This is a genomic window from Nocardia sp. NPDC050406 (assembly GCF_044459025.1).
Lineage (GTDB): Bacteria > Actinomycetota > Actinomycetes > Mycobacteriales > Mycobacteriaceae > Nocardia.
This window is the reverse complement of record NZ_JBITIM010000001.1, coordinates 2,779,167-2,798,213: the sequence shown is the minus strand read 5'-3', so window position 1 is coordinate 2,798,213 and position 19,047 is coordinate 2,779,167. Positions and strand designations below refer to the sequence as shown.

At 67.8% G+C, this 19,047-nt stretch carries 15 protein-coding genes; 8 read left to right on the top strand and 7 right to left on the bottom strand.

Annotated elements, in window-relative coordinates:
* Positions 1-7 precede the first annotated feature (7 nt).
* Positions 8-2,545 (top strand): ATP-dependent Clp protease ATP-binding subunit, encoded by a 2,538-nt coding sequence (locus ACIBH2_RS13115; RefSeq protein ID WP_397116573.1) that lies wholly within the window; start codon positions 8-10, stop codon positions 2,543-2,545.
* 87 nt (positions 2,546-2,632) lie between these two features.
* Here the strand turns inward: ACIBH2_RS13115 and ACIBH2_RS13110 are convergent, their stop codons facing one another.
* From ACIBH2_RS13110 to glpK (ACIBH2_RS13095), 4 genes are all read right to left on the bottom strand, one after another.
* Entirely contained in the window at positions 2,633-2,824 is a 192-nt protein-coding gene (locus tag ACIBH2_RS13110) for a hypothetical protein (RefSeq protein ID WP_397116571.1), read from the bottom strand.
* A gap of 42 nt (positions 2,825-2,866) precedes the next feature.
* On the bottom strand, positions 2,867-3,685 hold the full coding sequence (locus ACIBH2_RS13105; protein WP_397116569.1) for an MIP/aquaporin family protein: 819 nt from the start codon (positions 3,683-3,685) through the stop codon (positions 2,867-2,869).
* 201 nt (positions 3,686-3,886) lie between these two features.
* Positions 3,887-5,566 carry a glycerol-3-phosphate dehydrogenase gene (gene glpD, locus ACIBH2_RS13100; protein WP_397116567.1) on the bottom strand — a complete coding sequence of 560 codons (1,680 nt, stop codon included), beginning with the start codon at positions 5,564-5,566 and terminating at the stop codon, positions 3,887-3,889.
* 50 nt (positions 5,567-5,616) lie between these two features.
* Positions 5,617-7,137: a glycerol kinase GlpK gene (gene glpK / locus ACIBH2_RS13095; protein WP_397116565.1), complete on the bottom strand. Its 1,521-nt coding sequence runs from the start codon at positions 7,135-7,137 to the stop codon at positions 5,617-5,619.
* Between the two features lie 199 nt (positions 7,138-7,336).
* On the opposite strand from glpK (ACIBH2_RS13095), the gene ACIBH2_RS13090 reads away from it, so the two are divergent.
* Genes ACIBH2_RS13090 through ACIBH2_RS13080 form a run of 3 tightly spaced genes read left to right on the top strand, consistent with a single transcriptional unit; the run spans position 7,337 to position 10,506 of the window.
* Positions 7,337-8,101 (top strand): IclR family transcriptional regulator, encoded by a 765-nt coding sequence (locus tag ACIBH2_RS13090; RefSeq protein ID WP_397116563.1) that lies wholly within the window; start codon positions 7,337-7,339, stop codon positions 8,099-8,101.
* A gap of 22 nt (positions 8,102-8,123) precedes the next feature.
* Positions 8,124-9,647: a glycerol kinase GlpK gene (gene glpK / locus ACIBH2_RS13085; RefSeq protein WP_397116561.1), complete on the top strand. Its 1,524-nt coding sequence runs from the start codon at positions 8,124-8,126 to the stop codon at positions 9,645-9,647.
* 49 nt (positions 9,648-9,696) lie between these two features.
* Positions 9,697-10,506: a DUF72 domain-containing protein gene (locus tag ACIBH2_RS13080; protein WP_397116559.1), complete on the top strand. Its 810-nt coding sequence runs from the start codon at positions 9,697-9,699 to the stop codon at positions 10,504-10,506.
* A 31-nt stretch (positions 10,507-10,537) separates the two neighbouring features.
* On the opposite strand, the gene ACIBH2_RS13075 is transcribed toward ACIBH2_RS13080, so the two are convergent.
* Positions 10,538-11,887 (bottom strand): ABC1 kinase family protein, encoded by a 1,350-nt coding sequence (locus ACIBH2_RS13075; RefSeq protein WP_397117013.1) that lies wholly within the window; start codon positions 11,885-11,887, stop codon positions 10,538-10,540.
* Positions 11,888-12,069: 182 nt separating this feature from the next.
* On the opposite strand from ACIBH2_RS13075, the gene ACIBH2_RS13070 reads away from it, so the two are divergent.
* Entirely contained in the window at positions 12,070-13,317 is a 1,248-nt protein-coding gene (locus tag ACIBH2_RS13070; RefSeq protein ID WP_397116557.1) for a KasA/KasB family beta-ketoacyl-ACP synthase, read from the top strand.
* Between the two features lie 100 nt (positions 13,318-13,417).
* The gene (fadD32, locus tag ACIBH2_RS13065; protein ID WP_397116555.1) at positions 13,418-15,289 is read left to right on the top strand and encodes a long-chain-fatty-acid--AMP ligase FadD32; all 1,872 of its coding nucleotides are present in this window, start codon (positions 13,418-13,420) and stop codon (positions 15,287-15,289) included.
* A gap of 141 nt (positions 15,290-15,430) precedes the next feature.
* Here fadD32 and ACIBH2_RS13060 read toward each other — a convergent pair whose 3' ends face one another.
* Complete coding sequence (locus ACIBH2_RS13060; protein WP_397116553.1) at positions 15,431-16,117, bottom strand: class I SAM-dependent methyltransferase; 687 nt, start codon at positions 16,115-16,117, stop codon at positions 15,431-15,433.
* A 74-nt stretch (positions 16,118-16,191) separates the two neighbouring features.
* Between ACIBH2_RS13060 and ACIBH2_RS13055 the strand changes: the two genes are divergently transcribed.
* The gene (locus tag ACIBH2_RS13055) at positions 16,192-17,100 is read left to right on the top strand and encodes an AraC family transcriptional regulator (protein WP_397116551.1); all 909 of its coding nucleotides are present in this window, start codon (positions 16,192-16,194) and stop codon (positions 17,098-17,100) included.
* 25 nt (positions 17,101-17,125) lie between these two features.
* On the top strand, positions 17,126-18,079 hold the full coding sequence (locus ACIBH2_RS13050; protein WP_397116549.1) for a DNA polymerase domain-containing protein: 954 nt from the start codon (positions 17,126-17,128) through the stop codon (positions 18,077-18,079).
* 4 nt (positions 18,080-18,083) lie between these two features.
* Here the strand turns inward: ACIBH2_RS13050 and ACIBH2_RS13045 are convergent, their stop codons facing one another.
* Complete coding sequence (locus ACIBH2_RS13045) at positions 18,084-18,974, bottom strand: STAS domain-containing protein (protein ID WP_397116547.1); 891 nt, start codon at positions 18,972-18,974, stop codon at positions 18,084-18,086.
* Positions 18,975-19,047 lie beyond the last annotated feature (73 nt).

Below are 19,047 nucleotides of genomic sequence, written 5' to 3'. Positions count from 1 at the left end.
GGTGCATATGACCGAGGGTTGGCCCAGCTCGTTCAGTTCCTTCGATGACATCTTCCAGCGATTCTTCGGACCGGGTACCACCGCGCAGCCCCCGGTGCAGCGCATCGATCTCGGCCGACTGCTGAGTTCCAATGCCAAGGAACTCGTCGCCACGGCCCGCGAGGCCGCCCACGAGTGGGGCAATCCCGAGATCACCCCGGAACATCTGCTGTACGCCGCCACCAAGGTCGAGCCGTCACGCAGTGTGATCGCCGAAATCGGCAGGGATCCCGAGGAACTCGGCGAACAGATGCGCACCGCCGCGGGCAGCGGGGTGGGTGCGACGGGCAGCGGGCACGCGGTAGCGCTCAGCCCGGCCGCCAAACTGGCCATGCGGCAGGCCCAGCGCAGCGCCGCCGAGGCCGGGAGCAGCTATATCGGACCCGAACACGTGCTGCTCGGCATCGCCGCCTCGCAGACCCCCGCCGCCCAGGCGTTGGCGGGATCGAAGCTGCCGGTGACCGAGGCTCCCAAACAGCCCAGTGCCACACCGACTCTCGACGAGTACGGCCGCGATCTGACCGCCGAGGCGCGGGCGGGCAAGGTGGATCCGGTGGTGGGCCGCGCCCAGGAGATCGAGCAGACCATCGAGATCCTGTCGCGGCGCCGCAAGAACAATCCGGTGCTCATCGGCGACCCGGGTGTCGGCAAGACCGCCATCGTGGAGGGTCTGGCGCAGCGCATCGTCAACGACGATGTGCCCGGCACGCTCGCGGACCGGCGGGTCATCGCCCTGGATGTCGGCTCGCTGGTGGCGGGCAGCAAGTACCGCGGCGAGTTCGAGGAACGACTCACCAAGGTGCTCGACGAGGTGCGCGAGCACTCCGACGAACTCATCGTCTTCATCGACGAACTGCACACCATCGTGGGCGCGGGCGGTGGCGGCGAGGGCTCCATGGACGCGGGCAATCTGCTCAAACCCGCCCTGGCGCGCGGCGAACTGCACGCCATCGGCGCGACGACCATCGACGAGTACCGGCGCTACATCGAGAAGGACGCCGCCCTGGAACGGCGCTTCCAGCCGGTATTGGTCTCCGAGCCGTCGGTCGTGGACACCATCGAGATTCTGCGCGGGCTGGTGGACGTGTACGAGGAGCACCATCAGGTGCGCTACGAGGACGAGGCGCTGGTGGCCGCCGCCGAGCTGTCGGATCGCTACCTCACCGACCGGTTCATGCCGGACAAGGCGATCGATCTGGTCGATCAGGCGGGCGCGCGGGTCCGATTGCGTACGCGCACACCGGATCCGGGGGATCGGCGCAAGTCCGAGCAGCTGGCCCGACTGCGGCGCGAGAAGGACGCCGCCGTGGCGGCGGAGGAGTACGAGAAGGCCAACAAGCTCAAGGCCGAGATCGCCGAGGCCGAGCAGGCCGTGGGCGACGAGGGCGGCGAGACCGAGATGCCCGCGGTGACGGTCGCCGATATCGCCGAGGTGGTCTCGCGCCAGACCGGTATTCCGGTCGCGGACCTCACTGTGGAGGAGAAACAGCGGCTGCTGCAACTCGAGGATGTGCTGCACAAACGGGTGATAGGGCAGGAGGAGGCCATCGCCGCGGTCGCCGAGGCGGTGCGCCGGGCGCGGGCCGGATTGAAGGATCCGAATCGGCCCATCGGCTCGTTCCTGTTCCTCGGGCCGACCGGCGTGGGCAAGACCGAACTCGCGAAAGCCTTGGCGGAGGCGGTGTTCGGCGACGAGGACCGGTTGATCCGCTTCGATATGAGCGAGTTCCAGGAGAAGCACACGGTGTCGCGGCTGGTGGGCGCGCCGCCCGGATACGTCGGCTACGACGATGCCGCGCAGCTCACCGACAAGGTTCGCCGCCAACCGTATTCGGTGATCCTGTTCGATGAGGTGGAGAAGGCGCACCCGGATGTGTTCAATGTGCTGTTGCAGCTGTTGGACGACGGCCGGGTCACCGATTCCAAGGGCCGCACCGTCGATTTCAAGAACACCATCGTCATCATGACCAGCAACCTCGGCTCCGACCTGATCCTGAAAGCCCCGCCGGGAGACCTGGATTCGATCACCCCGAAGCTGGAGGAGCGGCTGCGCACGCACTTCCGCCCCGAGTTCCTCAATCGCATCGACGAGCAGATCGTGTTCCACCGGCTCGACAAGCAGCAGCTGCGCACCATCGTGGATCTGGTGTTGGGCGGAACCAGGCGGCGGCTGCGGGCCCAGGACATCGAGCTCGACGTCTCCGACAAGGCCATGGACTGGCTCGCCGACAATGGCTATCAGCCGGAGTTCGGCGCGCGCCCGCTGCGCCGCACGGTGCAGAAGGAGCTGGACAACAAGCTCTCCCGGGAATTGCTCAATGGTGCTCTGCTGCCCGGAGATACGGTGCGGGTGGATGCCGACGACAGCGGGTTGCTGGTCTCGGCCCTGCATACCAAGGGCGTGAAGAAGGCCGACAAGACCACCGAGCACAGCATCGATCTCAATGGCAGCGCCAAGAACGGCGCGAAGAAGGGCAAGGCGAAGGCCGGGGCCAAGAAGGGCTGAGTCGAGCAGGGCTGAGCCGGGCAGGACCGACGAGTCCGGCGGGCGGCCGAAATATGGCTGCCCGCCGCCTCTTTCGTCGCGCGGCTCTCAGAGTGGTTGGTTCGTGGACGGATCCAGGCCGCCGTCCCCGCCTTCGCCACGCGGACTCGATTCGTCCCGCTCGATGTCCTCGGGCTGCGAATGCTCGTCGGCATGCGTCGGTTTCGAGTGCTCGCCCGCGAAATCCGCATCCTCCTGCCGCGCCGCGGCCGAGGTGGGGTCGATCTCCGGTGTACTCATGTCCGAGGGGTTACCCGGTTCGCGCGAGGTATGCGGGAACGCTCAGAGGAAGATCTGCGCGGCCAATCCGGCCAGGGCCCCGCCGACCAGCGGTCCGAGCACGGGAACCCAGGCGTAGGACCAGTCGGCGTTCTTGTGGTGGCGTGGGGCCCGTTCGGGGAGTTCGTGTTTGCCGCCGACACCGACGGTGAGGTCGGCGGCGACCTGCTCCGGCAGGATGTCCGCGGAGTGGCGGGTCGGGAGCACCGCGTAGGCGAGGCGGGGGCCGAGGTCACGGGCCGGATTGATGGCGTAGCCGGTGGGGCCGCCCAGGGACGCGCCGATACCGACCACCAGCAGGGCGGCGGCCAGCGGGCCCAGGCCGCTGGGGGTGTGGCCGAAGGCCAGGATGACGAAGACCAGGGCGAAGGTGGCGATCACCTCGGTGGCGAAATTCCAGGCGTAGGAGCGAATGGCCGGGACGGTGGCGAAGACGCCGAGCTTCTTCTCCTCGTCGGTCTCCGCGTCGAAGTGCCGCTTGTAGGCGAGGTAGGCGGTGCACGCGCCGAGGAACGCGCCGACCAGTTGACCGCTCAGATAGGCGAGGGTGTTGGTGAGGGTGACGGGGACGCCGGGAGCGTATTCGTCGGCGTCGGCGAAGAGGTTGCCGATGGTGACCGCCGGGTTCAGGTGACCGCCGGTCTTGTAGGCGGCGTAGACGCCCGCGAAGACGCCGAGACCCCAGCCGAAGGTAATGAGCAGCCAGCCGCCTTCGAAGCCTTTGGACTTGGAGAGCAACACATTGGCGACCACGCCCGCGCCGAGCAGAATCAGTATTCCGGTGCCTAGTGCTTCACTGACGAATATCGTGCCGAAGTTCATGTGTAGCCTCCGATCCGCGTGGGGACGCGGTCGCGGCCCCGACCCAAATTAGACTCTACGGTTTCGATCTAGCAAACCATTGGAAACACACGGATATCTCGTCGGAAAGCGACTGTTTCCAGGCACGAAAAGGCTGCGCCGCCACGGAATTCGCTCCGGTGCGACGCAGCCTCAGAGGCAGTAGCTATCAGATAGCGGCTATCAGATGGCGGCCACCAGTCGGGCGGCATTGGCGGCCTCGTCGTCCCGGGCCTCGTTGGCGGCCAGTTCGGCGTGCACCCGGTCGTAGTAGCGGTTGATCTCCGCATTGGTGCGCTCGGCGTCCCAGCCCAGATGCGGTGCGACCAGTTCGGCCACGGTCGCCGCGGCCTCGAGACCGCGGTCGGCGACCTCGATGGAGATGCGGGTGCGGCGGGTGAGGATATCGTCGAGGTGCAGTGCCCCCTCGTGCGTGGCCGAGTACACGGCCTCCGCGCCGATGTAGTCCGGTGCGCCCGGAATCGGCTGGCGCAGTTGGGGATCGCGGGCGATCAGCTCGAACAGATCGTTGGCGGCGGAACCGTAACGGCCCATCAGATGCTCGACCGTCTCGACCGGCAGCCCCGAGTTCCGTGCGACGCCCGCGAGGTCGTCGAGCATCTCCTGGTACCCGGCCGCGCCGAGCAGCGGCAGATGTTCGGTGACCGACGGCGCGACCCCGCTGCCCAGACCGGCGACGGCCGCGTTCACCACATCGGCGGCCATCACGCGGTAGGTGGTGTACTTGCCGCCCGCGATGACGAACAGCCCCGGCACCGGCTCGGCCACCGCGTGCTCGCGCGACAGCTTGGCGGTGTCCGAGGACGCGCCCGACAGCAGCGGCCGCAGTCCGGCGTAGGTGCCGACGATGTCGTCCTCGGTGAGCGGTTCGCGCAGCAGCGTGTTCACGTGGTCGAGGATGTACCGCACATCCGCGTGGCTGGCGGCCGGGTGGTTCTTGTCGAAGGCCCAGTCGGTATCGGTGGTGCCGATGATCCAGTGCTGATCCCACGGAATCACGAACAGCACGCTCTTCTCGGTGCGCATGATGATGCCGGTGTCCATGTTCAGCCGCTCGCGCGGCACCATGATGTGCACGCCCTTGGACATGCGCACGTGGAACGGGAAGTCCACGCCGGTCATCTTGTTCATATCGTCGGTCCACACGCCGGTGGCCGAGATGACACTGCGGGCGCGGACGTTGTACTCCTGGCCCGTCTCCAAATCCATGACGGTAGCGCCGATCACGCGCTCGCCCTCGCGCAGCAGGCCGGTGACCTTGGTGCGGGTCAGGACGGTCGCGCCGTGCTTGGCGGCGGTGCGCGCCAGCATCATGACGTAGCGGGCGTCGTCGACCTGGGCGTCGTAGTAGCGGATGGCGCCGGTGAGCGCGTCGTCCTTCAGGGCCGGAGCCAATTCCATTGCGCCGGTACGGGTCAGGTGCTTGTGCATGGGCACCGCCCGCGCACCGCCGAGGGTGTCGTACAGGGCCACGCCCGCGCCGATGTAGGCGCGCTCCCAGACGCGGTGCTGGAGCGGGAACAGGAACGAGACCGGGTGCACCAGGTGCGGCGCGATCGTATTCAGCAGCAGGCCACGCTCTTTCAGCGCCTCGCGCACCAGCGCGAAGTCCAACTGCTCCAGGTAGCGCAGGCCGCCGTGGATGAGTTTGCTGCTGCGGCTGGAGGTTCCGGCCGCCCAGTCGCGGGCTTCGACGAGGGTGACGTTGAGGCCGCGGGCGGCCGCGTCCAGGGCGGCGCCGGCGCCGACGATGCCGCCACCGACCACGAGGACGTCGATCTCGGTGTCCTCGAGGTGCGCGATGGCATCTTCTCGGTAGGCGCGATCCAAACGTGCAGACACGGGAATCTCCTTATTTGCGGGGAAATCTAAGCATTGGGGGGTGAGGGGGTTCAGTCGTCGAGATCGACCCAGTCGAGGGTGCGCGCCACGGCCTTCTTCCAACGGCCGTAACCCTTTTCGCGCTGCTCCTCGGACCAGGTGGGCTCCCAGCGTTTGTCCTCGTGCCAGTTGGCGACGAGTTCGTCGGTGCCGCTCCAGAATTCGACCGCCAGACCGGCGGCGTAGGCCGCGCCCAGCGCGGTGGTCTCGCGAACCACGGGCCGCGACACCGGAACTCCGAGAATGTCGGACTGCAACCGCATGCACAGCTCATTGGCCGTGATGCCGCCGTCGACCCGCAGGGTGTCCAGCTTCACGCCGGAATCGGCCTCCATCGCCTCGACCACATCGCGGGTCTGGTACCCGATGGCTTCCAGTGTGGCCCTGGCGATATGGGCATTGGTGCTGTAGCGCGAGAGCCCGATGATGATGCCGCGCGCGTCCGAACGCCAGTAGGGCGCGAAGAGTCCGGAGAAGGCGGGGACGAAGACCACACCTCCGGTATCGCTGACCTGGCTGGCCAGCATTTCGCTCTGGGTGGCACCGGCGATGATGCCGAGCTGATCGCGCAGCCACTGCACTGCGGATCCGGTGACCGCGATGGAGCCCTCCAGCGCGTACACCGGCCGGTCGTCACCGAACTGGTAGGCGACGGTGGTCAGCAGGCCGTGCTGCGAGCGCACGATATCGCCACCGGTGTTGAGCAGCAGGAAGTTTCCGGTGCCGTAGGTGTTCTTGGCCTCGCCCGGCTTGAAGCACACCTGCCCGACGGTGGCGGCCTGCTGGTCGCCGAGAATGCCGGTGACGGGCACCGCGCCCTTGAACGGTCCGTCGGGCGTGGTGTGGCCGTAGGCCCGTGGATTCGACGACGGCGCGATGGTCGGCAGCATGGCGCGCGGCACCCCGAACAGCGCCAACAGCTCGTCGTCCCAGTCCAGGGTCTCCAGATCCATGAGCATGGTGCGGCTGGCATTGGTCGGATCGGTCACGTGCACGCCGCCGTGGATGCCGCCGGTGAGATTCCACAGCAGGAAGGTGTCGGGGGTGCCGAACAGCGCGTCGCCGCGTTCGGCGTCCTCGCGCACGCCCGGCACATTGTCGAGAATCCACTTCAGCTTGCCGCCGGAGAAATAGGTGGCGGGCGGCAGGCCGGTCTTGCGCCGAATGAGATCGCCGTGGCCGTCGCGCTCCAGCTCCGCGGCGATGCGGTCGGTGCGCGTGTCCTGCCAGACGATGGCATTGCAGTAGGGTCGGCCGCTGCGCTTGTCCCACACGATGGTGGTCTCGCGCTGATTGGTGATGCCGATGGCGGCCAGATCGTCGGCGGAGAGCTTCGCCGAGGTGAGCGTGGTCTTGATGACCGTGCGGGTGCGCTCCCAGATCTCGGCCGGATTGTGCTCCACCCAGCCCGCCCTCGGCATGATCTGCTCATGTTCGAGTTGGTGGCGGGCAACCTCGTTGCCATCGTGGTCGAACACCATGAAACGCGTGCTCGTGGTGCCCTGGTCGATGGCTCCGATGTATTGGCTCATCGTGGTCCCTTTCGAAAGGCTCACCGTTGAGCCTGACGTTTGCCCTGGTGGACGCGACTGCGGCCACGTTCGGCACCGACGTTACGAGTCCATCGGCCGGTGGCACAGGGGACGCGTTCGACAATGTCGAACGATTTCCTGGAGGTCGCTCGCCGGTGTCGCTACCGTGCGGCAATCCTGGACCGGCTAGGTTCGTGACGTGCCGGGTCCGATTCAGTCGATAGAGCGCGCCGCGGCCGTGCTCCGGCTGCTGGCGCGCGGCTCCGGGCGGCTCGGGGTCGGCGAGATCGCGGCGGCGCTGGGGCTGGCCAAGCCGACGGCGCACGGCATTCTGCGCACCCTGCAGGGGGTGGGGTTCGTGGACCAGGATCCGGCGACGGGCAAATATCAGCTGGGCGCCGCGCTGGGGCAGCTCGGCGCGGGCTATCTCGACGCCAATGAACTGCGCTCGCGCGCGATCAACTGGGCCGACGCTTTGGCGGCGCGCAGTGGCGAGGCGGTGCGCATCGCCGCACCGCAGCACGGGGATGTGGTGGTGGTACACCACGTCTTTCGGCCGGACAACACGCGGCAGGCGCTGGCGGTGGGGGAGAAGCTGCCCGCGCACGCGACCGCGCTGGGCAAGGTGTTGCTCGCCTACGACGCCGAACTGGCGGCCGCGGTGCGCGGGGGCGAACTGCCCGCGCTGACGCACCGCACCATTACCGATCGCGCGGCCCTGAGCCGTGCGCTCACCGAGGTGCGCGGCGTCGGATGGGCCGGTGAGACAGCGGAATTCCGTGTCGGCGAGGCCGGTATCGCGGCCCCGATCCGGGCGCGCGGCGGCCTGGTGGTCGGCGCGATCGGCATCTCCGGCCCGGTCGACCAACTCTGCGATGCCCAGGGCCGTCCGCGAAAAGGCTTGGTGGGCAAGGTGCGTGACGCCGCGCACGCGGTATCGCGGGATCTCGGTGCGGGACAGTGATATCGGTGATCAGGAGCCTGGAATGACGCAACGCTACGTGCTGGCCATCGATCAGGGCACCACCTCGACCCGGTGCATTCTGTTCGACCAGCGCGCCAGTCTGGTCGGGGTGGCGCAGCGCGAGCATCAGCAGCACTACCCGCGGCCCGGCTGGGTGGAGCAGGACGCCCTGGAGATCTGGCGCAATGTGGAGCGCATCGTCCCCGCCGCGCTGCGGAATTCGGGGATCGGCGTCGAACAGGTGGCGGCGGTGGGCATCGCCAATCAGCGCGAGACCACGGTGGTGTGGGACCGGCGCACCGGAACGCCCATCGGACGCGCCATCGTCTGGCAGGACGTGCGCACCGAGGAGTTGGTGCGCGAACTGGCGGAAGGGGATGGGGCACAGCGGGTTCGGGAGCTGTGCGGACTGCCGCTGGCGACCTACTTCGCGGCTCCGCGGCTGCGCTGGCTCCTGGACAATGTCACCGGTCTGCGCGGCCGCGCCGAACGCGGCGAGGTGCTGTTCGGCACCATGGAGACCTGGCTGATCTGGAATCTGACCGGTGGCGTCGACGGCGGTGAGCACGTCACCGATGTGACCAACGCCGGGCGCACCCTGCTGATGAATATCGACACCCTCGCCTGGGACGACGAGCTGTTGCGCCGCTTCGCCATTCCGAAGGCGATGCTGCCGAGGATCGAACCGTCCACCGGATCGTTCGGCACGGCCCGCGAAGTACTGCCGGGTATACGCATCGCGGCCGCGCTGGGAGATCAGCACGCGGCGCTGTTCGGCCAGACCTGTTTCGCGCCCGGTGAGACCGAATGCACCTACGGCACAGGCGGATTCCTCATGATGAACACCGGCCGCGAGCCGGTGCGCTCCCAGCACGGTCTGCTCACCACCATCGGTTACCAGGTCGGCCCCGACCCCGTCTACGCGTTGGAGGGGCCGATCGCGGTCACGGGCTCCCTGGTGCAGTGGGTGCGCGACAATATCGGTCTGATCGGCAGCGCGCCGGAGATCGAAACCCTCGCCCGCACAGTGGAAGACAATGGCGGCTGCTATCTGGTGCCCGCCTTCTCCGGCCTCTACGCACCGCATTGGCGCGGCGATGCGCGCGGCCTGCTGATCGGCCTGACCTCCTATGTCACCAAGGGCCATATCGCCCGGGCCGTCCTGGAGGCGACCGCCTGGCAGACCCGCGATGTCGTCGAGGCCATGAACGCCGACTCCGGCCTGCGCGCCGAATCCTTGCGTGTCGCAGGGGGAATGACCGCCGACAATCTGCTCATGCAGATCGTCGCGGATGTGCTCGACATACCGGTGCAGCGGCCGATCGTCGCCGAGACCGTCTCGCTCGGCGCGGCCTACGCCGCGGGCCTGGCGGTGGGGTACTGGCCGGATCTGGAGGGGTTGCGCAACAATCGGCGGGTCGCGGCGCAGTGGAATCCCGCCATGGACGCCGAACTGCGCGCCGAGGAGTACGAGAACTGGCAGCGGGCGGTGCGGCTGACCTTCGGATGGTTCCGGGGGCGGAGCTCGCGCGTGGTGGGAGCCTGAGTCGCCACCGACTACCGTGGCAGCCATGCGGCTACACATCGGATGCGCAATGTGGACGCACACGGCCTGGCGCGACTATCAACCGATCGCTTCACAACGCCTGCGCGGCTATGCCGACTGGTGCGATGCGGTCGAGGGCAACACCACCTTCTACGCGACCCCGGCCCGCAAGACCGTCGAATCCTGGGCGGCCCAGACCGATCCGGACTTCCGCTTCGTCCTCAAGCTGCCCAAGGCCGTCACCCACGAGCGGCGGCTCAGCGGCGCGGAACAGGAGCTGGGCGCGTTCCTCGATGTCGTCGAGCCGTTGGGGCCGCGCCTGCACGCGCTCTGGGTGCAGCTGCCGGGGTCGTTCGGCCCGAACGATCTGGGCGCGCTGGCGCGCTTCCTGCGCACCCTGCCCGGCCGGGCGGCCGTGGAGGTGCGCCATCCCGCCTTCTTCGATGACGAGCGCGCCGCCCAACAGCTCGAGCGGGCGCTGGCCGGGGTCGGCGCGGAGTGGATTCCCTTCGACACCACCGTGCTGTTCGAGACGCCGCCGACCAGTGCGGCCGAATACGAGGCGCAGTCGAAGAAGCCGAGGCTACGGCGGCGCACCACGGCTCTGACCGAGTACCCGATCGTCCGCTACCACGGTCGCGACGACGTCGACCGCACCGTCGCCGGATGGCAGCCGTGGGCCGATATCACCGCGAAGTGGTTGCGGGAGGGGCGATCTCCGACCGTCTTCGTGCACACACCCGACAACGCGAGCTCGCTGCCGTTGGCGCGCCGGTTCTACGACGATGTGCGGGCGCGGGTGCCGGAGCTGCCCGCGCTCACCGAGCCGGAGCCCTCGGAGCCCATGACACTGTTCTGATTTCCCGCAACTGATTTCCCGCAACTCGGCACTACGCCGCGGAGCCCTCCGCCACGAAGCCCGGCACCCATTCCCGCGTGAGCGCCAGGAACGGTCCCTTGGTGTCGAGTTGGGCGCAGATCCCCGCCACGCCGCCGAGTACGCGGCCGATCATCGGCATCTCCGGGTACTCCGGGGTCCCCTTGAACGCCAGGGCGTTGGTGAGCGAGAAGTTGCGAACATCCATGGCGCGCTGGGCATGTTCCTGGAGCACCTGCCGCGTCATATGGAACTCCTCGTCCTGGAGCAGGGATACCAGCGGCCCCAGGGTGCGCCGCAGCGGTCCGATATCGACCCGCGCGCCCTCCTTCACGAATCCGGACTCGCGCACCACCTCGACGGCCTTGTCGAAGTCCTCCGCGAGCAGGTGGCGCGCCGTCTCGCCGAGGAAAGGCGGTAGGCCCCTGGGGGTTTCGGTGCAGGCCCCGAAGTCGAGAATGCCCAATCGCCCATCCGGCAGCAGTCGGAAATTGCCCGGGTGCGGATCGCAGTGCAGCATGCCGAAGCGTTTGGGGGAGGATACGGCCAACTCCCACAACAGGATTCCGGCGCGGTCCCGGTCCTCCCGCGAACCGGCGGTGATCACCTTGGACAGCGGTACGCCATCCATCCACTCGGTGACCATGACCTTGGGTGCGGAAGCGATCACCTTGGGCGCGTAGAACTTCGGGTCGTCGGGGCCCAGCGCCGCCGCGAACCGCCGCTGATAGTCGCATTCGATGCGGTAGTCCAGTTCGTCGTGGGTGCGGTCGATGAACTCCTCGATCAGCTCCCGGATATCCGCGCCCGGCATGACGAGGGTGAAGACCGACGAGAACATCTTCAGCATGGCCAGATCCGCCTTCAGCGACTCCTCGGCATGCGGGTACTGCACCTTCACCGCGACCGTGCGGCCATCCGACCACACACCCCGGTGCACCTGCCCGATACTCGCCGCCGCCACCGGCGTGGAATCGAACTCCCGGAATCGCTCCCGCCAGCGAGTGCCCAACTGCCGCACCAGCATTCGCTCGGTGTCGGCGCTCGACATGGGCGGGGCCTCGGCCTGCAATTTCACCAGCGCCTCGCGGTAGCGATCGGCGAACTGCGGCGGCACCGCCGCCTCCATCACCGACAGCGCCTGCCCGACTTTCATTGCGCCGCCTTTGAGTTCGCCCAGAACGGTGAACACCTGATCGGCGGCCTCGGCCATCAGCCGCTCGTCCACCTCGCCCCGCTCGGCCCCGGTGACGATTCGACTGCCCAGCGCCGCCGCCCGTTTCGCCATGATGCTCATCGGCAGCCGCGCCAATTTCGCCCCGCGGGCGATTCCCTTACGTCTGGTTCCGGGCACTGTCCACATCCTCACCCACACCGGTCCACTTGGTCGCCACTGTCCCAGACGGATATCCACCGGTCAAGGCCGGGTCTAGTATTCCGCTGCGTGTCGCCGGAGAATCCGGCCCGATCGCCCCCGGATAATGTGGGGCCGCACCACTGCTTTCCCGCTCCATGACCAAGCGCTGCTACGGAGAGTGAGCGAAGATGAGCTATTTCGGTTCCAGTGGGGATTTCCCCAACATCGTTGTCACAAGTCTCGCGGCCACCACCTCGATCGCGAGCGATATCGATTCGACCTGGAAGGGTCTGCTCAACGGTGAGAGCGGCATCGGCGTGCTCGAGGACGCCTTCGTCGACGATTTCGAACTGCCGGTCCGCATCGGCGGACACCTCAAGGTCGGTCCGGGGGCCTCGTTGACCACCGCCGAAGTGAAGCGACTGTCCTACGTCGAGCAGATGGCCACCGTGCTCGGGCGCGAGGTCTGGGCGAACGCGGGCAGCCCCGAGGTGGACAAGGACCGCCTCGGCGTCTCCATCGGCACCGGACTGGGCGGTGCGGAGTCGCTCATCGTGGCGCGCGACAAGCTCGAGAAGGGCGGCTACCGCAAGGTGTCGCCACTGACCGTGCAGTGCGTCATGCCCAACGGCCCGGCGGCCTGCGTGGGCCTGGAGTTGGGCGCGAGGGCCGGTGTCTCCACGCCGGTTTCGGCCTGTTCATCCGGTTCCGAGGCCATTGCCAATGCCTGGCGCATGATCGTCATGGGCGATGCCGACATGGTCGTCACCGGTGGTGTGGAAGGGTCCATCCAGGCCCTGCCGATCGCCGCCTTCACCATGATGCGCGCCATGAGCACCCGTAACGACGACCCCAAATCCGCCTCCCGGCCCTTCGACGCCGACCGCGACGGTTTCGTCTTCGGCGAGGCGGGTGCGCTCATGGTCATCGAGACCGAGGAGCACGCCAAGGCGCGCGGCGCGACCATCCACGCTCGGCTCATGGGCGCTGGAATCACCTCCGACGGTTTCCATCTCGTGGCCCCGGATCCGGAGGGCACCGGCGCGGCGCGGGCCATGACCCGGGCCATGGAGACCGCCGGAATCACCAAAACCGATGTCACCCACATCAATGCGCATGCCACCGCCACGCCCATCGGCGACTACGCGGAGACCAATGCCATCCACAAGGCCATCGGCACGCACGCCTCGGTGTACGCGCCGAAATCCGCACTGGGCCATTCCATCGGGGCCGTCGGGGCGCTGGAATCGGTGATCACGGTGTTGAGCATTCGCGACGGAGTCGTCCCGCCCACTTTGAATCTGGACAATCAGGACCCGGAAATCGATCTCGATGTCGTGAAGGGTCAGGCGCGAATGGGACGAATCGACTACGCGATCAACAACTCTTTCGGATTCGGCGGGCACAACGTCGCACTGGCATTCGGCCGGTACTGAGTGTCGCCGGTCGCCACCTCTGCTACTCTTCCCCAGCTTTGGTGTGTCGATCTTTGTTCGGTGTCACTGCACGAAGAAGTGCGTTGAAAAAGGATAGGGAATGATCGGCGAGAGCTTCGATGACTATCTGGACGAGCACGGCAATATCAAGATCACGGGTAACCAGACCCTGATCGACATAGTCGACAATCACAGCGAGGCGAATCAGGACGAACTCGCCTATCGCTATATCGACTATTCACGCGAACGCGAGGGCGAGTATCACGAACTCACCTGGCGGCAGTTCGGCATTCGACTGCGCGCGGTGGCCGCCCGGTTGCAGCAGGTGACGCGACCGGGCGACCGGGTGGCGATCCTCGCGCCGCAGGGGCTCGACTACATCGTCGGCATGTTCGCCGCCGTGTACGCGGGCAATATCGCGGTGCCGCTGTTCGATCCGGACGAGCAGGGTCATTCGGATCGGCTGTACGCGGTGCTCGGCGACTGTCAGCCCGCGGCCATCCTCACCGTCGGTTCGGCGGCGGCGGGGGTGCGGGAACTGTTCCGCCAGCTTCCGGCGGCGCAGCGGCCGCGCATCATCGCGGTCGAGGCGATTCCCGACAGCGTCGGATCCACCTGGGTGCGCCCGGATCTGGATATCGACAGCATCGCGTATCTGCAGTACACCTCGGGCTCGACCCGCACCCCGGCGGGCGTGGAGATCACCCACCGCGCGGTCGGCACCAACCTGCTGCAAATGATCGACGCCATCGGCATCACCGCGAACGCGCGCGGCGTCACCTGGCTGCCGCTGTTCCACGATATGGGCCTGCTGACGGTGATCCTGCCGACCATCGGCGGAAAGTTCATCACCATCATGTCGCCGAGCGCCTTCGTGCGCCGCCCCTACCGGTGGATCAAGGAGTTGGCGGCGCAGGAGGACGGGGCCGAGATCTTCGCGGCCGCACCGAATTTCGCCTACGAGCACGCCGCCCTGCGCGGTCTGCCCAAGGCGGGGGAGGAGCTGGACCTCTCCAATGTGATCGGCCTGATCAACGGCAGCGAGCCGGTGTCGGTGGCCTCGATGAAGAAGTTCAACGAGGCCTTCGCCCCCTACGGGCTGCCCAAGACCGCCATCAAACCGTGCTACGGCATGGCGGAGGCGACGCTGTTCGTCTCGGCGACCCCGCGCACGGACGAGGCCCGCGTCGTGTACGTGGACCGCGGCGAACTCAATGCCGGACGCATGACCCCGGTCGAGCCGGACGCCGACAATGCCGTGGCCCAGGTGTCGTGCGGCTATGTGGCGCTGTCGCAGTGGGCGGTGATCGTCGATCCGGAGAACGGCAAGGAGCGGCCCGACGGCGAGGTCGGCGAGATCTGGCTGCACGGCCAGAACATGGGCATCGGGTACTGGGGCCGTCCGGAGGAATCCGTGGCGACCTTCCACAACACGCTGACCGCCCGCCAGCCCATGGGCAGCCACGCCGAAGGCACCGCGGCCGACGCGAAGTGGATGCGCACCGGCGATTTCGGGGCCTACCTCGACGGCGAGCTCTACATCACCGGCCGGGTCAAGGATCTCGTCATCGTGGACGGGCGCAACCACTACCCGCAGGATCTCGAGTACACCGCGCAGGAGGCCAGTACCGCGCTGCGGCCGGGCTTCATCGCGGCCTTCTCGGTTCCGGCCAATCAGCTGCCCGAGGAGGTGCCCTCGGAGCCCGACGACGCCGCCGAGGCGCTGGTCATCGTGGCCGAACGCGGTACGGGTGCGGCGAAATTGGATCCGCAGCCCATCGCCGACACCGTCCGCGCGGCGATCGCCAAGCGGCACGGCGTCACCGCCCGGGACGTGCTGCTGGTCCCCGCGGGTTCGATCCCGCGCACCTCCAGCGGCAAGATCGCGCACCGGGCGTGCCGGGCGGCGTATCTGGAAGGCACCCTGCGCGGTGGCTACCAGCAGAAGGCGTTCCCGGACGAATCCGACTGAGGCGCAGCGCGGTAGGACTACCCTACGGCCCACCATGGACAGCGGCTTTCGCTGACCGTGGTGGGCCGTGTGGCGTCGCGGGCACGAGCGGCCCGGCGCGCGGCGGGAGCACGTGGTCCGCCAGCGCGCGGGGGCCGACGCTCAGGCAGGGCGGGTGGCCCGGTAGTAGGTGACGCGGCCGATCAGCCGGTGGACTCGGGAATCGACCTCCTGGCAATCGAATCCGGCCGCGCGGAACAGTCGGGGAATGCCGTCGCCCAGGTTCTCGGCGACATGGCCGTTGTTCAGCATGCGGCGGGCGGCCATGCCGTCGGCGTCGGTCATTCGGCCGCCGATATCCACCACGTACAGCTGGCCGCCGGGGCGCAGCACCCGCAGGGCCTCGGCCGCGGCGGCGGCCTTCACGTCGGTGGGCAGGTGGTGCAGCATGAACGCCGAGAGCATCCGGTCGATGCTGGCGTCGGGGACGGGCAGGTTCTGGGCGTAGCCGCGCTCGAACCGGATACCTGTGCGGTCCTTGGCCTTTCGTTGCGCGCGCGCCAGCGCGAGCGGGTCGGGGTCGGTGCCGAGGATCTCGGCGGCGGGCTGGGTGTCCTTGGCCAGAATGGTGAGATTGCCGGTGCCGCAGCCGATCTCGAGGACAGTGTCGCCGGGGGCGAGTCCGGCGTGCCGCAGCAGCGTCCGGTGGATGGCGGGAACGCCGAACAGCCGGGTGAACGCGTCGTAGAACGGCAGCAGTCCATTGCGCCCGGCGGCGGGCAGGTAATCCTGTCGATCGCCCGTGGCATGGGTGGTGTCGGCCTGGTAGTTGGGATGATTTTTCGTCATGTATCCCATGGTGACGGCCGAACGGCCCATGGAATTGGTCGATTCTCGGCAGTACTGGGACTATCTTTGGGTACATGCCCGAGAACGTCCGACCGGTACGCTACGAGGCCGGAATCCCGGTGTACCGGTATTGGTCCGATCCGGCCGCGCCGCCGCTGACGGTCACGCGCTTCACCGCCGAGACCCGGCCCGCGCAGGGGCAGTGGCATATCCACGACTTCCCGGTGCTGATCTACGTCTATGGCGACGGCGGCGTGCTGCGTGCCGGACGCCGGGAGCTCTCCCTGAGCGCGGGGGATCTCTACGTCATCGCGCCGGGCCAGGTGGTGGACGGCGCGGGGGCGTCGACCTTCGAGGGCGCGTGCGGCCTGTTCTTCGACCCGGCGGCGCTGGGTGACGAGAGCCTCGCGCCCTGGCCCGCCTGGCGGGCACATCCGCTGCTGTTTCCGTTCCTGCACGGCAATCCCGGTGGGCTGCTGCGGCTTCGCGTGCCGCCGGAGCGACAACCGGTGTGGGAGAACACCATCGAGGCCATCGAACACGAATTGGCCACGCGCCGTGCGGGTTACCGTCAGGCCGCCGCCGCCCACCTGACCCTGCTGCTCGTCGAGGTCGCGCGTCTGGCCGTCGATGTGGTGGGCGATCTGCGTCGCAGCAACGAATCGGTGCTCGCCGAGGTCTTCGACGTCATCGAACAGCGCTACGGCGAACCGCTGTCGCTGCGCGATGTGGCCCGTGCGGTCGGCATGACCCCCGCCTATCTCACCACCCTGGTCCGTCGCCGCACCGGCCGCACCGTCCAGGACTGGATCACCGAACGCCGCATGAGCGAGGCCCGCCATCTGCTCTCGGAGTCGGAGCTGTCCATCACCGAGGTGGCGCACCGGGTCGGCCTGCTCGATCCCGGCTATTTCACCCGGGTGTTCCGGCGCGAGAACGGGCTGCCGCCGCGGGCCTGGCGTGCTCGAGTCGCCGCTACTTGACGGTGGCAGTGATTACAGTGAGGCGATGGGCACCGAGGAAACCCGGCACGACGTTCGGCTGACCAATCTGGATGCCGCGCTGTTCGACGGTGCGGACGCCACCAAACGCGACCTCATCGACTATCTCGAATTCGTCGGCGACCGCATGATCCGGCAGGTGCGCGACCGTCCGCTCTCGGTGGTGCGCATCCGGCCCGGCCAAGAGCCGTTCATGCAGAAGAACCTGCCGAAGTACACCCCGGATTTCGTCAATCGCGTCGGCGCGTGGGCCTACGCCTCCAAACGCGAGATCACCTATGCCCTCTGCGATGACATTCGCACCCTGCTGTGGTTCGGCAACCAGCGCGCGGTGGAGTACCACGCCGCCCTGATCCCGGTGGACCACACCGTGGGCCAGACCCACCTCATCCTCGATCTCGATCCGCCCGAGGGCGCGGACTTCGACACGGTGGTCAAGGCGGGCCAGCTCATTCACGCCGCGCTCGAAGCCGACGGTCTGGCCGGGGCCGTGAAAACCAGTGGCTCCAAGGGAATTCATATTTTCGTGCCCATCGAGCCCGGCCTACCCGTCGAGGATGCCGCGGCCGCCACCCGCGCCATCGCGGCCCGCGCCGAACGGCTCGATCCGGACCTCGCCACCACCGCCTTCATTCGAGAAGACCGGCACGGCAAGGTGTTTCTGGACTCCACCCGGGCGGGCGGTGCGACGGTGGTCTCGGTCTACAGTCCGCGCATCCGGCCCGGGGCGACGGTCTCGTTCCCGATCGACTGGGCGGATCTGGGCAGTATCCATCCGCGCGACTTCACCATTCACACCGCCCCGAAGGCCCTCGGCGACCGCGATCCATGGTTCGAGAACATGCCTGAGCCGCAACGGCTTCCGGCCGAACTCATCGAGGAGGGGCATACCATCCCGGTCGCCCGGGTGCAGGCCATGCACGAGGGCAAGCGGCGAGCCCGCGCCAAGCGCGAGCAGTGAGCGCTCAGCCGTCGCTGGTGCGCGTCACCTCGTAGCCCAGCAGCCGCTCGGCCTCCTCGATCCCGCCCTGGAGGTCGCCGACCGCGTTCATCTTCGACAGATCCAGGCCGATGGCCACCAGCGTCAGCGCGATCTCCGAGGAGAGCCCGGTGATGATCACGCTCGCGCCCATGAGGCCCGAGGCGTCCACGGTCTGCACCAGGTGATTGGCCACGGTGGAGTCGATGGTCGGCACACCGGTGATATCGATGACCACCACCTTGGCGCGATTGCCGCGAATGGCGCGCAGCAGCTGTTCGGTGAGCTGGCGGGCGCGCTGGCCGTCGAGGACGCCGATGATGGGGAGAATGAGCAGCTGCTCACGCACCTGGAGCACCGGGGTGGACAGCTCGCGAATGGCTTCCTGCTGCTGGCGGATGATGCGTTCGCGCTCCTCCACGAACGACACGCCCACCGTATTGGCGATCCGGTTGGCCGCCGGTTCGTAGACGTCGAGCACCAGGTTCAACAGGTCGAAATCGGCGCGGTACTTCTTGAACAGCGAGCGCGCCAGCACATCTCGCAGCAGCAGCACGATGCCGAGCACCTCGTCGGTCTCGACGCCGCGCGGAATGATGCGCTCGGACAGATCCCGCGCGTACGCCTGGAGGGCTTCGACGCTACCGGTCTCGAGTACCTCGACGTAGTTGTCGAAGATGGAGGTCGCCTCGGCGAAGATCTCCTCCGGCGTCATGGCGGTCAGCAGCTGGGCGTCGGTGATGCGCCGGGCCCACTCCTCGCGTAGCACCGTCCGGTTCTGCCGCAGATGCTCGACCAGCTCGGAGAGCAGCCCCACATTGTCCGCTTCGCCCGGCCCGCCGGGTTCGTCCACGGCCCCGACCGTACTGCGCGTCATGCGATTCTCCGATCGACCATCAGTGCAACGGGTGGGGTGTGCGCCGTCGCCGGACAGCGCGAAGCCTAGTCGC

Coding starts and splice junctions, on each gene's coding strand:
- ACIBH2_RS13115 (WP_397116573.1), top strand. CDS start 8: ATGACCGAGGGTTGGCCCAGCTCGTTCAGTTCCTTCGATGACATCTTC.
- ACIBH2_RS13110 (WP_397116571.1), bottom strand. CDS start 2,824: ATGAGTACACCGGAGATCGACCCCACCTCGGCCGCGGCGCGGCAGGAG.
- ACIBH2_RS13105 (WP_397116569.1), bottom strand. CDS start 3,685: ATGAACTTCGGCACGATATTCGTCAGTGAAGCACTAGGCACCGGAATA.
- glpK (WP_397116565.1), bottom strand. CDS start 7,137: ATGAGCCAATACATCGGAGCCATCGACCAGGGCACCACGAGCACGCGT.
- glpK (WP_397116561.1), top strand. CDS start 8,124: ATGACGCAACGCTACGTGCTGGCCATCGATCAGGGCACCACCTCGACC.
- ACIBH2_RS13080 (WP_397116559.1), top strand. CDS start 9,697: ATGTGGACGCACACGGCCTGGCGCGACTATCAACCGATCGCTTCACAA.
- ACIBH2_RS13075 (WP_397117013.1), bottom strand. CDS start 11,887: ATGTGGACAGTGCCCGGAACCAGACGTAAGGGAATCGCCCGCGGGGCG.
- ACIBH2_RS13070 (WP_397116557.1), top strand. CDS start 12,070: ATGAGCTATTTCGGTTCCAGTGGGGATTTCCCCAACATCGTTGTCACA.
- fadD32 (WP_397116555.1), top strand. CDS start 13,418: ATGATCGGCGAGAGCTTCGATGACTATCTGGACGAGCACGGCAATATC.
- ACIBH2_RS13060 (WP_397116553.1), bottom strand. CDS start 16,117: ATGACGAAAAATCATCCCAACTACCAGGCCGACACCACCCATGCCACG.
- ACIBH2_RS13055 (WP_397116551.1), top strand. CDS start 16,192: ATGCCCGAGAACGTCCGACCGGTACGCTACGAGGCCGGAATCCCGGTG.
- ACIBH2_RS13050 (WP_397116549.1), top strand. CDS start 17,126: ATGGGCACCGAGGAAACCCGGCACGACGTTCGGCTGACCAATCTGGAT.
- ACIBH2_RS13045 (WP_397116547.1), bottom strand. CDS start 18,974: ATGACGCGCAGTACGGTCGGGGCCGTGGACGAACCCGGCGGGCCGGGC.